The 15,622-nt window shown below is 45.8% G+C and carries 6 protein-coding genes and 1 CRISPR repeat array; of the genes, 2 read left to right on the top strand and 4 right to left on the bottom strand.

From position 1 onward, the window contains the following. Nucleotides 1-487 precede the first annotated feature (487 nt). Both cas3f and cas1f read right to left on the bottom strand, forming a co-directional pair. Nucleotides 488-3,994 (bottom strand): type I-F CRISPR-associated helicase Cas3f, encoded by a 3,507-nt coding sequence (gene cas3f / locus ACZ5XY_RS00250; RefSeq protein WP_464741871.1) that lies wholly within the window; start codon nt 3,992-3,994, stop codon nt 488-490. Continuing rightward, a complete protein-coding gene (cas1f, locus tag ACZ5XY_RS00245) occupies nt 3,995-4,990 on the bottom strand; it encodes a type I-F CRISPR-associated endonuclease Cas1f (protein ID WP_464741869.1) in 996 nt (331 codons plus the stop codon). Between the two features lie 224 nt (nt 4,991-5,214). Here cas1f and ACZ5XY_RS00240 point away from each other — a divergent pair, with 224 nt between their 5' ends. Both ACZ5XY_RS00240 and ACZ5XY_RS00235 read left to right on the top strand, forming a co-directional pair. Continuing rightward, nucleotides 5,215-5,748, top strand: coding sequence for a hypothetical protein (locus ACZ5XY_RS00240; protein ID WP_464741867.1), 534 nt, complete (start codon nt 5,215-5,217; stop codon nt 5,746-5,748). An 81-nt stretch (nt 5,749-5,829) separates the two neighbouring features. Next, nucleotides 5,830-7,311, top strand: a complete 1,482-nt coding sequence (locus tag ACZ5XY_RS00235) for a PepSY-associated TM helix domain-containing protein (protein ID WP_464741865.1) — start codon at nt 5,830-5,832, stop codon at nt 7,309-7,311. A gap of 80 nt (nt 7,312-7,391) precedes the next feature. Further along, nucleotides 7,392-13,423: direct repeats of the CRISPR family, unit length 28 nt; unit sequence TTTCTAAGCCACCTATGCGGTGGGAAAG. Between the two features lie 211 nt (nt 13,424-13,634). Here the strand turns inward: ACZ5XY_RS00235 and ACZ5XY_RS00230 are convergent. Continuing rightward, nucleotides 13,635-14,015 carry a TehB family protein gene (locus ACZ5XY_RS00230; protein ID WP_464741863.1) on the bottom strand — a complete coding sequence of 127 codons (381 nt, stop codon included), beginning with the start codon at nt 14,013-14,015 and terminating at the stop codon, nt 13,635-13,637. Nucleotides 14,016-14,088: 73 nt separating this feature from the next. Beyond that, nucleotides 14,089-15,603: a copper-containing nitrite reductase gene (nirK, locus tag ACZ5XY_RS00225; protein WP_464741861.1), complete on the bottom strand. Its 1,515-nt coding sequence runs from the start codon at nt 15,601-15,603 to the stop codon at nt 14,089-14,091. Nucleotides 15,604-15,622 lie beyond the last annotated feature (19 nt).

The raw sequence follows: 15,622 nt of genomic DNA, 5'->3' as shown, positions 1-15,622 counted from the left end.
AAGTTCACACGATAAACTTTATCCGCGAAAGCTAACTTTCTATTCAAAGTGACCTATCTTACTAAAATAGGTATTTTGTTTAGAGAAGTAGCTTCCTATTTTTAGCTTTAAAATCAGTCAAATAAAATTAATAACATCCTTAATTTTACTACCTAACGACCAACAGTCATACCAAGAACGTCATCCGAATCGCTTAGCAAACTATTTAAAGTGACTTACTTTACAATAGTGAGTTTTTTATCTAGTTTGCTAAGTGCTTAATTGATACTTTACTGCTTTATCCATTAATTGTCAACCTACTAATACCTTAATTACCACCTTATATTAACTATATTTGATTAGTTAATATTATTTAGCTATCATATTCAACTATCACCGCATAGGTGACTTAGAAATACTAGTACTTTATTACGTCTTAAATTTCCCCACCGCATAGGTGGCTTATCAAATCGCGCGGTAATAGCCGTGCGATTTGGTATCTAGGCCGTTATCCCTGTCTCATAAACCCAAAAAACGGATGATACGCCCAGCCGCGACTTTGGCTAATGCTGCTTTTTTCAAGCGATACCGACAGATAAGTGATGGCTAATGAACGCAAGCTTTTATCAAGATTGCTCTGCTGTAATTGTTTCAGCTCATAGGTGATGTCCGTGGTCAGCCAAGGTTGAATGAAAGGGTGATTAAAGGTCATATCAATAGCTTGCACCTCTGTATTGTGAGTGCTGGCTTGACGTAATCCCTTTTCAAACACGTCTTCGCTAAGATAAGCGTCGATACCATGGCTTGGGTAGTCCGTATCATCGCTGTCATGAACCAGTCGCGGGATTAGCAGCCAGTCTTCTTGTGGCGTTCCTGCCCGAAATGGGGTGATTTGCTGCAAGTGCGTATGCGCCCGATGCGAGTTTGCCTCGCCATCCCAGTACGCATTAACATAATTTAGACTGGGATTGTTTAATAGCTTTTGCATAACGGCGTGCTCAAGCCCACTAAGCGTGGCAACTTTGCCCGTTTTTTCATTAACCGCATCATCTGCTGAAATGATAATTCTGGGTCGCGAGTCAATCTGCGCCAGTTGCCACTTAGGAATAAGGCTGTTGATGTCGTAACTGTCAGGGCGACTGTCATTAGTTTCAAACCCTGGCCGGGTAAATACCGGCGAGCTTGCACCATGACGTTTATAATAGTTGAGATTATATTGCAGCAGTAACATATTGGTTGTATCCGCGACTTTATCCGGACGATGCCGCCAAATTCGTCCAGCCAGCTGAATGATTGAGCGCATCGATGACGGCTCGACAATCGCCCAATCATAATCATGATCGCGGCCTACTTCAGCCACAGGGGTGGCAAGCACTATAAAAATATGGTTCGTCGACGGGTGGCTGTTGACTGCTTGCTGAACTTCAGGATGATCAATAATAGTCAGTCTAGGATTACTGCGGTCTAAAATCCGGTCGAGCTTGTTTTCAAGACTATTTCGTAATAATAAAAGCTGCCTTGCGTGATAACACACCACATGAACCATAGTATTGCTGGGAGCTTGTACGTTATCGGTTGTTAATAGCTGCTTGCTAATTGCCGTAATATTATTAATATTGGCAATACGTACCAGACCAATACTGACGGTTTTAGGTGGTTTTTTCGCTGTAGGCTCATAAGTGATATGGTGCTTGAGATGAAGCTTATGAGCGTTATCTACTAAAATTTGCGCAAGCTTGCTATAAAACCTATCTTTATCATTGCTATAGCTAAGAGATAACGGCAAAACTTCTGCTTGTCGTCTGATAGGCTGTTTGGCTAAATAAGCCGCACGTTTTTCGCTAAATGCTTGATGCTTGTCATAAAAACTATCAATTTCGCTGCACTGCGCGGCGTTGATAGATTTTTCATTTTCATCAAACCACGCGCAGACCACTTGCGGCGCAGGCTTGTTTTGACTGTGATTAAATAGCTCGCGACCCGTCAGATAAGCTTCAAATAATCCTGTGACCAAATCGGGGGTGAGCGTCGCCGAGGACAGCAGTACCCGCGTTCCCATCAGTCCTGCCAAATGCACAAGCCGAGACAGGGCAGGCAAGTCAGCTTGATCAAAGTCATCTGGCTCATCAAATATTAAGTCGCTGCTAAGCAGTCGCAGCATAGGGGTAATATATTTACCGCCGCGCTTACATTCGCTTGCCTGAATAAGATGGTCAACAGTACAAGTCACGATAGGGGCAAATAACAAATCGCGGGCTTTGGCGCTACTGATGACTGTACCAAGATTTAGACCATCAAAATCGCTATAATCAATATCGCTATCGACAATTTCATCAACCAACGCTTCACTTGACTCACTACCAAAAGCTTGCAAGTCATAAGGCGTGTCGGCTTCTTGAAGGATTTTATCAAACGCTTTAGTTGTTGGATCATGGCTCATTTCAAACAGCTTTTTATGAGCGCTGCCGCCAACCAAAATGGCCAGCTGATCGCCTTTTAAGTTTAGATTTTCGCGAAAGCTTAGTCCCGTTTGTAAGGTCAAAACGCGAAGGCCAAGCGCAATGGTAAAGCGCGCGCCTTTTTTAGGATCGGCCAGACCATACATAATCCGAGCGTTGCCAATGGTTTTACCTGCGCCTGTTGACGCCATATTGACCCCAAAAAACCCATGATCTCGGCTAATTTCAGCGTAATCACGCGCCAGTGAAAATGCTTTGTTTTGCCATTTAAAGCGCTTATTTGCGGTCGGCTTCACCAAAGGATCGTGATCTTTTAATCGCGGCATCTGGCTTGCAATAATAGGCAATACGCGAGCAAAATGTGCGGTAAATGAGCCAACGCCTATAAGATGCTCTTCAAGTGTTTGCTTAATCACTGAGTTAGCGTTTGCCGCAGTTTTTGCGGTATTGGCTGCCAAGTCGCTAAAGGTTGCTTTAACAGTAATACTTCGGGGGTCATTAGGTTTTAAGCTTGAGTAATTGTGATCGCCTACCATTAAACAAAGGCGAGATAATTGCATCAAGATTGGATCGCTAATAGGCTCGTGCTGATGATACTCAGATAAGGCGCATAATGCCGGATCATTGAGCGCCTTTTTTGCCCAGCGTTTGATGGTTTTTTGCCACACTAAGCTATGAATTACCAGCTGATCAAAACTCCAAAAACGCTGCCGCTGGGCTGCGGTCATTCCGCCATCTTTTTTAGCAAAAAAAGAATTGCGGTTTTTTACCCAGTAGTCGATAGGTTTTAAACCCTGATAAAAGTTAAAAAGCGTGACTTCGATATCAAGGTTAGCGTTGGTAGCAGCGGTCGCTCTTTGGATATTGGTTCGCGATAAAAATACCTCATTTAACGGCGGCAGGCGGTGATGGGTAACAACAAGCCAAGCGACCCACTGAGCGAGCGGCGGCATAGACCCAATAACCGGATCTTCTAAATTTAAAGTCGTAAACTGCTTTTCAATATCTTTATGATTTAGCCATTCAGATAGATTAATAAATCGATTGAGCCACTCAGCATCCGTGTTGCAATCTTGAATAATAAGTTCAAATAATTTAAGGGAAATCCACTCGTGGCGATAAGGATCACCAAGTTTGCTGCGATTGATAAGCTTATCTTGAAAACCTTTGGTAGATTTGCCGATATCATGAAGTAGAGCAGCAATAGTAGCAATAATTTGGATACTACTGGCATACGTCCAGTCATTTTCCCATTCACTATGCAAAATATTTCGTTTGGTACGATTCACAGGAACAATCCCAACTTCATTAAACTTACGCTTGTTGCCGACAATCCAAACCACTTCGGTCAGCTGCCGCGTTTTATTGCGGTGGCAACTGACGGCGGTAGATTTGGTGGCAGACTTTCGCAGCAGTTGCCTAACTGTATTTAGCCCATCTTCAGTAATCGCCGTTTGCCAGACGTTGCTACCAATACGGTTGGCAAAAGCATCAAGGATACGCCGCGTGCGTTTAAGCGACTTTTTTTCGCATTGAGAGATAAAGGTGACAATCATTTAATGCTCCCAAGTTTTGGTGAGGGCAATTTGTTTAATGACCTCAAACTGGTAATCAAGCGCGTGATGCTTGGTAAACATATTTAAGCACTCTTGGCGAAATTCCTGCTCGCTCATATTTTCACTGGCGCAAATAAATGCCATCGGTAAAACCAAAGCATCTTTGATAATATCCGCAATATCAAACACCAAAGCGCCGCGCCGCGTCTTACCATGCATGACGGCAAAGCCATGCGGAATTCCAAGCGTCCAAGCGGTCGTTGCGCCCAATCCGTAAGCCAAATAGTTGCCATGGTTTAAAAAACTATTGGCCTTATCAATGCCCTCGTGGTCGCGAGTAAAGCCATCATAGCCAGTATTTTTTGCAGCAAGTTTATAAAGGCTTTTTGTTAGGCGTGCCTCTAACTGCAATAAATGCATGACCTCCATTTGCTGATTAATTTGCCGGCTGTTATTATCAATAAGCGCTTTGATATCATCACGGCTGCTATCAAAGCCTGCGCGTTTTAAATCAACGTCTTTGCTCCAAATGGTTTGCAAATAAGCAAGCCTTGCGTGTTGCAACAGTTTAGCGGCAGCAAGGCGCTTGTCATCCTCCCACCACCAACTTAGCCAACCTTGAACGTACTCAGTTGGTCGATATTCGCTTTGCGGGGTCAGCCATTCAACAAACACTTCACGCTCACCGCCCATAAATAAAGGCGTGCCACCACCGCCGCAAAAGCCAACCAAAACGCCTGCTTGCGACAGCAATCGCATCGCAGCTTGGGTAATGGACGTTCCGGTTCCTAATAAAATCGAGGTGGTATTGGCAATCGGGATGTTATAAAACAAGTTGGCTTTGTCATCTTCGGTGAGATAAAGCACACGGCCGTCTTTTTGCATCACTCGGCAGTGCGATAAATAATAGATATTGGCGCGTTTGGAATGAAGGATAGTTTTGAGCTCTGAAGATACAAAGCTGTTATCAGTATAAGGGTTTTGGGGTTTGCTCATAGTCGCGCCGTTATAACTATTAAAATTGACCTTAATATAACGAGTTTTAAAACTTAGAACAATAGTGTGCTATTTTAAAACGACAACTGTTGTCGTTTATGAGTAAGTTTTAATTGAGACTAGCCTATCGATAGTCTTATCCAAGCCCACCAAACTCAACTAATCATTGAGCTTGCTCCATAAACGTCCTATAATTTGCCATCTTGCTCATTTAGACCCAAGTTATGATAAGCCGCCTATTTTCAGTTGCTCGCCGTGCTACTTTGCCGCCTCGGATGATGTATCTTGGGATGCTGCTGGCGTGCTTTGCTTGGCTATTGCAGATGTCACCGCTGCTTGCGCCGTTATGGCTCAAGGAGTTATACGCGGGTCACGGCATTTGTGTTGAGCTTGCACCGGTGATTACCGCTCAAAAACATCATGACCAACATAACTCAAACCATCAAAATAACAATCATCATTTACAAAATATAAGTTTACTGACACTCCCATCATTAGACGATGGTCAACATTTTGCTATCCAAACTTCCCATTCAGATTCTAAAAAATCAGCCTCCCAAAATCATGATTGCAGCATTTGTCTTGCCATGATGGCGTTTAGCTTGCCTGCAAGCGGCTTTGATTTAATTGTGCTACTGGTCTCAATATTTGCAATTTTGGCAGCTGTTCTTTACCGCTCACTTTGTCAGCGTTTTATTGTTTTTTTACGACCACCAACCCGAGCCTCACCGAAATTTCACTATTGCCCTAATTTTTAATCCAATAGCTTTGCAATCCACCTTTTTGGTTTGTTATCAAAAGGGCAGTTGGTTGCGTGTAAAAAATTAATAGTGAAAATTATGAAAAAACAAATTTCAAAGTTTTATGCCCGCGTTTGGCGGTGGCATTTTTATGCCGGCATTGTGGTTGCGCCATTTTTGATAATTTTGGCAATCACAGGTCTTGCGATGGTGCTGCTTGCCAATACTACAGGTCGTGACCTTGACCAAACCCGCGTTTCGCCGCAAGAAACAAGGGCGGCGGTGTCTATTCAAGCCCAAAACGCGCTTAATACCGTGCCAAACGCCGAGGTTCTGCAATATATCGCGCCGCGCCGCGCTGATACGGTGGCGATATTTCGAGTCAAATCCATTGATGACGCGGCTCCTGCGGACAATATGGTGCTCGTTAATCCTTATTCAGGCAAAGTGGTCGACAGCTTTGCCCGTGATAGCAACTGGTATCATAAGTTTGACCAATTTCACGGCGATTTAATGCTAGGGGTCACCGGCGATTATTTGCAAGAAACCGCTGCGTCATTGACCATTTTATTGATTGTCACCGGCATTTATTTATGGTGGCAAAAAAATCAGTCGCTCAAATCAATGCTCATTCCGACTGCGCAAAATCTACGGCAAAAACGGCTCAGCTTTCGCGCCATTCATGCCACTCTTGGCAGTTGGGTGGCCATAATTTTACTGTTTTTTTGTATTTCCGGATTGGCTTGGGCGGGGATTTGGGGCGGTAAAATGGTTCAAGCTTGGAGTCAGTTTCCGGCCGGAAAATGGGGCGTTGAGCCAACACCCGTGTCATCATCGCCATTTGGCAACAAAAAAGCTGCCGCGCCATCTGCCAAGCCGCACGTTCATGGGGCGGATAATTCGGGCACTCACCCAATGCCCTCGCATGGCGAGGTGCTGAATGATGGCAAAACCAAAGAAGTGCCGTGGATATTGGAACAAACGCCCATGCCAATGAGCGGCACCATGTCGGGAAAACGTGGTCTTGATTCACAATCGGTCATCACGATTGACCGCGTGGACGATTTTGCAAGGCAACTTGGCTTTTCAGGGCGCTATCAGTTAAATCTACCGCAAGGGGACACTGGCGTTTGGACGCTAAGCCAAGATTCTATGAGTTATGATTTGACAAGTCCGTTTGCCGATCGCACCGTTCATCTTGACCGTTATTCTGGCAATATCTTGGCAGATATCCGCTTTAGTGACTATAACGCGTTTGGTAAATTCATGGCGGCAGGTCTTGCGCTGCATATGGGGACGCTGGGATTTTTTAGCATTTTAGTCAATGTGCTGTTTTGTTTGTCAGTGATTGCGATTTGTTTGACCGGACTTGTCATGTGGTGGCAGCGCCGCCCTGAACCATCAGCAGGATTACAGCCGCCCGCATCGCAAAAACAGCTAGCCATGCCGTGGTCGTTTGCCGTGTTGCTACTCATTATTGCGGCTATTTTTCCCACAGCTATCATTGCTATTGGCATTATCGCGATTTTGGATAGTTTGCTGATTCGCCATTTACCAGTATTGCAAAAGTGGTTGAAATAGACGGAAATCTTTTTTGAATCGGCAGTCGGCGGTTATGATAAAGCCCATCAGTATGGTGGGCTTTTGAGCGGCAATCAGTTTTTCTAAGCCACCTATGCGGTGGTGAAGTGCTGTCACGCGGCTTGTTGACATCATGACAGTTTCTAAGCCACCTATGCGGTGGTGAAGAGGCTGATGAATTAAAACTGGCAATAGAAACTTTTCTAAGCCACCTATGCGGTGGTGAAGACGTTTTGCAATTGACGCTTGCAGGTCGAAAATTTCTAAGCCACCTATGCGGTGGTGAAGCCGGAGCTGGTTTAACGCTTGCGGTTGCTTCTTTTCTAAGCCACCTATGCGGTGGGAAAGTAGTAAATTCCATATAATCGTTTAAGTGAACATTTCTAAGCCACCTATGCGGTGGGAAAGTATCCGTCTTGACATCTATTGAGCAGCGCAAGTTTCTAAGCCACCTATGCGGTGGGAAAGTCATTAAGATTGCCCTATGAAACAATTGCTTTTTTCTAAGCCACCTATGCGGTGGGAAAGTACAACGATTACTTAAAACTTGAACAAACAGATTTCTAAGCCACCTATGCGGTGGGAAAGTGTATCGCCACCTGAGCGAACGCCGACGTGACTTTCTAAGCCACCTATGCGGTGGGAAAGGTTTGCAGCAACGTTTGAAGTTGGTCGCGAGTTTTCTAAGCCACCTATGCGGTGGGAAAGGATGTATTGTCCTTATTTATCATTGGGCGCTATTTCTAAGCCACCTATGCGGTGGGAAAGTGACGACGCCCTAAATATTTACTTTGACGGTTTTTCTAAGCCACCTATGCGGTGGGAAAGAATCTAGTTCAATTACTTGAAGGTCAAAAGAATTTCTAAGCCACCTATGCGGTGGGAAAGAATGCCGATTTGTCAGACGACGTATCAGCATTTTTCTAAGCCACCTATGCGGTGGGAAAGAATCTGCGAGCTGCTAAACTCAGAGCGCGCGTTTTCTAAGCCACCTATGCGGTGGGAAAGATTCAATCTCAGATTGGCAAGAACCTGAACTTTTTCTAAGCCACCTATGCGGTGGGAAAGGTGAAAGAAAAATCAGAGGATGGGCATTGACCTTTCTAAGCCACCTATGCGGTGGGAAAGCTGCAAACGAGCCAGCAACCTCACTGGCAATATTTCTAAGCCACCTATGCGGTGGGAAAGGTGCGCTAATCAGCGCCTATTTGGACGTAAAATTTCTAAGCCACCTATGCGGTGGGAAAGGTTGACGGCAAGACGCTACCGCCTTTTGGGGTTTTCTAAGCCACCTATGCGGTGGGAAAGAGCATACTATCTGGGATAGAAACAACAAGGGCTTTCTAAGCCACCTATGCGGTGGGAAAGAACACGGTGTCAGTTCGCAAGCTTTGGGACAATTTCTAAGCCACCTATGCGGTGGGAAAGGGCAAGGTCAAGACCAACATAGCAAGGGCGATTTTCTAAGCCACCTATGCGGTGGGAAAGGATAAATTTTGGTTTAGCGTTGGTCGTTATTTTTTCTAAGCCACCTATGCGGTGGGAAAGCATTTGAATAAGGGGCGTCACGATTAATCCTCTTTCTAAGCCACCTATGCGGTGGGAAAGATGGATAAGTAACTTTGCTCGTCGTGCACATCATTTCTAAGCCACCTATGCGGTGGGAAAGTTTAATCACTGGCATGGCGTTGGTGCAGAAACTTTCTAAGCCACCTATGCGGTGGGAAAGCACAAAGCACGGAATGACTGCCTGACTTCTAATTTCTAAGCCACCTATGCGGTGGGAAAGCCTTACTTGCCGCGACCAAACGATGGGACAGCTTTCTAAGCCACCTATGCGGTGGGAAAGCGAATCTTTATTACCCTTTATATTATGAAAAATTTCTAAGCCACCTATGCGGTGGGAAAGTTAGAACGGTAAGAAAAGAGCATAACATTTTATTTCTAAGCCACCTATGCGGTGGGAAAGCAGATGGTCAGGTTTCGCCGCTGGTTTTTTGATTTCTAAGCCACCTATGCGGTGGGAAAGATTGAATTGGCGTCAGGGTGTGCGTCATAAATTTTCTAAGCCACCTATGCGGTGGGAAAGTTGGATAAGGGTCGTGAAAAGCTAGTCACTATTTTCTAAGCCACCTATGCGGTGGGAAAGCACTAACTTCTATCGGCTTATCCTCACCTTTTTTTCTAAGCCACCTATGCGGTGGGAAAGAAATGTTTGCGCTGATATTTGCAAACGCATTTTTTCTAAGCCACCTATGCGGTGGGAAAGAGTATGCTGACTCAGGCTTGTTTAACGAACAATTTCTAAGCCACCTATGCGGTGGGAAAGGTTTTCATAACCGCCGCTTTGAATCCAACTTTTTTCTAAGCCACCTATGCGGTGGGAAAGACGGCGGCGGTGCAAGGCTTGGCAGTACAAATTTTCTAAGCCACCTATGCGGTGGGAAAGATTTTGGACGACTTGGAAAGCCTGGTTGATGTTTTCTAAGCCACCTATGCGGTGGGAAAGAAGCCCTCCTCAGTTTTGGTCAGCCAAGTGTATTTCTAAGCCACCTATGCGGTGGGAAAGATTATAAATGCATTAATAAGTACTGAAACTAAATTTCTAAGCCACCTATGCGGTGGGAAAGTCGCTGAAGACTCTTTTAAATCGCCCATGTGATTTCTAAGCCACCTATGCGGTGGGAAAGAGATATAGCGGTAACGTGTTTTTAACTAATGATTTCTAAGCCACCTATGCGGTGGGAAAGCGCTGTCCCGACTGCGAGGGCGTTTGGATAATTTTCTAAGCCACCTATGCGGTGGGAAAGAACTCACGCGCGGCAAACGTGTCACGGTAAGCTTTCTAAGCCACCTATGCGGTGGGAAAGGCAGACGCGATGCGAAAAGCCGCTGAGGAGTTTTTCTAAGCCACCTATGCGGTGGGAAAGGACTCATGCTATCAGGCGATATTGGTAAAGATTTTCTAAGCCACCTATGCGGTGGGAAAGTCAATTGCGCGTCACGGCTTGCCAAGTGACGCTTTCTAAGCCACCTATGCGGTGGGAAAGAAAAAGGCGAGCGTGTCATCAAAGTAAAAGTGTTTCTAAGCCACCTATGCGGTGGGAAAGAAAAAAAGAGTCCGATTAAGTGAAAGCAGTAATTTCTAAGCCACCTATGCGGTGGGAAAGTTGCCATTGCGTCACTGGCGGTAATGGCTGTATTTCTAAGCCACCTATGCGGTGGGAAAGGGTAAGCAACAGTCCAATCATTTTATCCGCCTTTTCTAAGCCACCTATGCGGTGGGAAAGCTCAAAATGACCCAAGTCATTCATAAATTTCTTTTCTAAGCCACCTATGCGGTGGGAAAGTTTTATCGTCAACGATTAAATCGACGCTGTACTTTCTAAGCCACCTATGCGGTGGGAAAGGAATATAATCCGACAGCAGCAATTATAGCTAAATTTCTAAGCCACCTATGCGGTGGGAAAGAGTTTGAATCCAAAGCAACAACGATTAGGGGCTTTCTAAGCCACCTATGCGGTGGGAAAGTCTAAAACCGGAAGTTTATAAGTTTGAAAGCTTTTCTAAGCCACCTATGCGGTGGGAAAGCCAATGTATATGCGGATCATTATGGCGAACTTTTTCTAAGCCACCTATGCGGTGGGAAAGCAAACCTTTGAGTTGCCTGCTGGGCGAACCTCTTTCTAAGCCACCTATGCGGTGGGAAAGTTTTCGTTAATTAAATTTCCTGCGCCGTCATCTTTCTAAGCCACCTATGCGGTGGGAAAGTTTCCAGTCCGTGCAGTGGCGCGGGCTTCAAATTTCTAAGCCACCTATGCGGTGGGAAAGCTAGAAGCGTCTCCTACAGGGTTTGGTTGCAGTTTCTAAGCCACCTATGCGGTGGGAAAGGGCAACGGCTCATTAAGCGCAAAGAGTTCTTATTTCTAAGCCACCTATGCGGTGGGAAAGGCGGTCAACCTTGCAGCACATGAACAAGTCATTTTCTAAGCCACCTATGCGGTGGGAAAGAAGAGCCTTTTAAAGTAGATTTTGCAATTAATTTTCTAAGCCACCTATGCGGTGGGAAAGGCTTATTAAAAGCAATTGCAGGTGAGGAAGCCTTTCTAAGCCACCTATGCGGTGGGAAAGTTGATAGCGTGCCAATAATGGCATCAATAATATTTCTAAGCCACCTATGCGGTGGGAAAGAAACCAAATCGTTAGGCAATACCGAACGCTTATTTCTAAGCCACCTATGCGGTGGGAAAGGACCAAACGATGAAACGGAGTGGAATTGTTTATTTCTAAGCCACCTATGCGGTGGGAAAGAGCTACGGAAGTTACGCACGGTCAAAACGGTTTTTCTAAGCCACCTATGCGGTGGGAAAGTTGGCATTTTAGCGATTGGCGCGACCATTATTTTTCTAAGCCACCTATGCGGTGGGAAAGTGGGGAGGAGTCGTATTTTCTTTTGTAATGCTTTTCTAAGCCACCTATGCGGTGGGAAAGTAGGTTTAATTGGCGCAAGCGCGCTGCTGACGTTTCTAAGCCACCTATGCGGTGGGAAAGGACAGCGTTTGGGACACCCATCGGCTACAATCTTTCTAAGCCACCTATGCGGTGGGAAAGCATGTCAGGAAACGTTCGCTTTAAAGAAGGCATTTCTAAGCCACCTATGCGGTGGGAAAGTCACGGCGACGAATTACCGCGTGCTGTCGCGTTTTCTAAGCCACCTATGCGGTGGGAAAGGCAGCCGGGATTGTACTCCTTATCAGACAGATTTTCTAAGCCACCTATGCGGTGGGAAAGTAACAATAGATGATGTAATTGAATGGATACCAATTTCTAAGCCACCTATGCGGTGGGAAAGATTGCTATCGGCAAGTGCGTCAATATCGGTCATTTCTAAGCCACCTATGCGGTGGGAAAGATTTGCCACCACTTGAGCAACACCATGTCTTTTTTCTAAGCCACCTATGCGGTGGGAAAGACGACTCATGACCTCCGAAGCCGAGGGTCGTGTTTCTAAGCCACCTATGCGGTGGGAAAGTTTGCGCTATCCCATGCGTCTTGATACCAAAATTTCTAAGCCACCTATGCGGTGGGAAAGTTAGGAATTTGCGGTTCAGTTTTTTTTGTCGTTTTCTAAGCCACCTATGCGGTGGGAAAGCGCGGGAGCAGGTGCGAAAGCAGCTGACGTTTTTTCTAAGCCACCTATGCGGTGGGAAAGGTCGTGAAGACTGGCTGACGTTACGCCAAAGCTTTCTAAGCCACCTATGCGGTGGGAAAGTGCTTAGCGACCGAATAAACTACTGGAATTTATTTCTAAGCCACCTATGCGGTGGGAAAGGCGGTACCGGTGTGCCTAAGCGCATCACCTTGTTTCTAAGCCACCTATGCGGTGGGAAAGCATGGGCCGGCAAAACCGGTTTTTATTTTATTTTTCTAAGCCACCTATGCGGTGGGAAAGGCGCATTGGGTTTTGTGTGGGTTGCCGGTCGTTTTCTAAGCCACCTATGCGGTGGGAAAGTTTGAATAGTTTGCTTGGTGTACGGCGTCAACTTTCTAAGCCACCTATGCGGTGGGAAAGCCGCCGCCGTCACAGACGGGAATCCTGCGCTTTTTCTAAGCCACCTATGCGGTGGGAAAGGTGTGCAATGGCGTGACTGTCTAAGCCATCAATTTCTAAGCCACCTATGCGGTGGGAAAGCATCGGAAGCGCTATAGGGGTCGCGCGTAATATTTCTAAGCCACCTATGCGGTGGGAAAGCATACCCATCAGTGCCAGGCAGCTTCTCAAGTTTTCTAAGCCACCTATGCGGTGGGAAAGAGATTTTGTTGTTGTCGTTCTTACTGTAATTTTTTCTAAGCCACCTATGCGGTGGGAAAGTCTTTGTCATCGGTTTTAGTGGTTTCTTGCTTTTTCTAAGCCACCTATGCGGTGGGAAAGCTCAAGCTCAGAGAGTATTTTAGCCGCCTAGCTTTCTAAGCCACCTATGCGGTGGGAAAGGTTTAATCCTACGGCCGAAATCGCTAAGCAATTTTCTAAGCCACCTATGCGGTGGGAAAGACTTTGTTTGGGACACGCGCTTTACTGGGCTTTTTCTAAGCCACCTATGCGGTGGGAAAGAGGAATTATACCTCAAAAAAGTCAGTAATACCAAAGCATCAAGGGCAAAAACCCTTATTTTACCCTCTATTTTTTGCCTTGGTATAACTTATTGATTTTATTGCAAGTTTTTAAATAGTGCAAAAAAAGGGTTTTGACGCCCTTTTTTTGGGTCGCGCGTTACGACCGGTGTTCTAGTACCGTGCCTTTGATATTTAGCGTTTAAAAAAACTTATTTTTGCTCATCAAACAGCGCATTAATCGGCTTATTATGAATTTTTGAGCTGTTAAATAGCGATTTGTTTTCGGTTTCGCCTTCCGTCCAAAAATTAATATTAAACTGAGCATCGTCGCTTAATTCAACGCGGTGCCAATATTGCGGCGGACTGACGGCAAACTCGCCAGCGTGAATCACGATAGTTTGTTCAGGTTCGGTAGCGGCTTCATCGGCAAAGCCATAAAAGGTTACCGTGCCTTGCATCACGCAGATTTGCCCAAACACGCCCTCAGCGGTATTGTGATGGGTCAATAGCGCTTTTGGCACTTTATCTTTGGTAAAAAAATGCGTTGAGCGCTTGATTTTATAATGGCTTGGGATAATTTGCGGCTTCATTATTGTTCCTTATTTTAGTTTTATGGTTTTAAAATAACCGTTGACTACTGTTTAATAATAACCGGTTGACCGTCTATTTGCGAGCGGCTTTGACCTGATCAGGGGTCACTTCGCCGCCATTGTTGCCCCAAGTGTTGATAACATAGGTCACGACGTTGGCGATTTTTTCATCATCTAAAGCAACGGCAGGCATGATGCTGTCATATTCCTCGCCGTTGACGGTGATTTTGCCTTGAAGTCCGTATAAAATGGCGTTGATGGCGCGCTTCGGGTCTTTTGCCAAGTAGTCCGACTTTGCAAGCGGTGGGAAGGCTTTTGGAACGCCCAAGCCGTCAAGCTGATGGCACGCGGCGCAGTTACTCTTATAAACCGACTCGCCCATTTGGATGCGCTCTTGCTTATTTGCGGCAACTTTTTGGGGAGGTGCATCCGCTGTTGGGATACTTTGCGTCGCTGAGCCTTCAGGTAAATAAACGCTTTCACGGGTTTTTCCTGAATAAATGCGCTTATCTTCTTTGCCATCAACTTGCAAAATGCCAAGCGCCCCTTTGTTAAAGGCGCGAAAAATAGAATGGTCAACCAAAACGTATTCACCTGGAACGTCGGTTTTAAATTCCGTAATCGCCGCGCCGCCTGAGGGAATCAAAGTGGTCTGAACGTTATGGTTTTCCACCGTTCCGCCCTCGATATTCACCTTATCAAAAATCTCGCCGATGACGTGGAATGAGGAAATTAAATTTGGGCCGCCATTACCAACGAACAAGCGGACAGTCTCGCCAACCTTGGCTTTTAGCGCATTTTTACCGGTGAGCGCGCCAACTGCGCCGTTAAAGACAACGTAGTCCGGATTTTCAGCCACCGCTTTATCCATATCAAAGGGTTGCAGCCCTTTTTCGCCGTAACCGCCTTTGGTATAAAAGTCGCCCTGCATCACGTAGTATTCACGGTCAACTTTGGGAAGTCCTTCCTTTGGCTCAACCAAAATCAGACCGTACATACCGTTTGCAATGTGCATTCCCACAGGGGCGGTGGCGCAGTGATACACGTAAAGCCCTGGGTTGAGCGCTTTAAAGCTGAATTCTGAGGTGTGACCAGGGGAAGTCAGCGAGGACGCCGCGCCGCCGCCTGCGCCGGTCACCGCATGTAAATCAATGTTATGCGGCATTTTTGAATCAGGGTGGTTGGATAAATGAAACTCGACCTCATCGCCTTCACGGATGCGAATAAATTGTCCCGGAACTTGACCGCCAAACGTCCAAAAATCATACTCAACGCCATCGGCAAGGCGCATGACTTTTTCGACCGTTTCCATTTTCACGATAACCTTTGCCGGATAATCTCGGTTAATCGGCGGCGGCACATTGGGCGCTTGGGTTAAAACTGCGTCGATGACGGGAAGCTCGCCGTTGTTTTGTTTGCTCGAATCAGAAGTGGTCTTAGTCTGATTTTCGGTTTCGTTCTTCACAGGCGGCTGCGTTTTATCGCAAGCGGTAAGGGTTAAAGCGCTGACCCCTAACAGCAGGCTTAATGCTAATCTTGAGCCTTGAAATCTTTCTTGCCTTTTAAAAATCTGTAAATCCTTAATCATAGCTACCTTCCTTGACTGA

It is taken from the genome of Psychrobacter sp. GTC18467 (assembly GCF_055397455.1).
Note: the sequence above shows the minus strand (reverse complement) of the source record. Positions and strands in the feature narration are given on the sequence as shown.

Excerpts from the sequence above, each read along its gene's own strand:
- ACZ5XY_RS00235 (WP_464741865.1), top strand. The coding sequence starts at position 5,830 with ATGAAAAAACAAATTTCAAAGTTTTATGCCCGCGTTTGGCGGTGGCAT.
- cas1f (WP_464741869.1), bottom strand. The coding sequence starts at position 4,990 with ATGAGCAAACCCCAAAACCCTTATACTGATAACAGCTTTGTATCTTCA.
- ACZ5XY_RS00230 (WP_464741863.1), bottom strand. The coding sequence starts at position 14,015 with ATGAAGCCGCAAATTATCCCAAGCCATTATAAAATCAAGCGCTCAACG.
- ACZ5XY_RS00240 (WP_464741867.1), top strand. The coding sequence starts at position 5,215 with ATGATAAGCCGCCTATTTTCAGTTGCTCGCCGTGCTACTTTGCCGCCT.
- nirK (WP_464741861.1), bottom strand. The coding sequence starts at position 15,603 with ATGATTAAGGATTTACAGATTTTTAAAAGGCAAGAAAGATTTCAAGGC.
- cas3f (WP_464741871.1), bottom strand. The coding sequence starts at position 3,994 with ATGATTGTCACCTTTATCTCTCAATGCGAAAAAAAGTCGCTTAAACGC.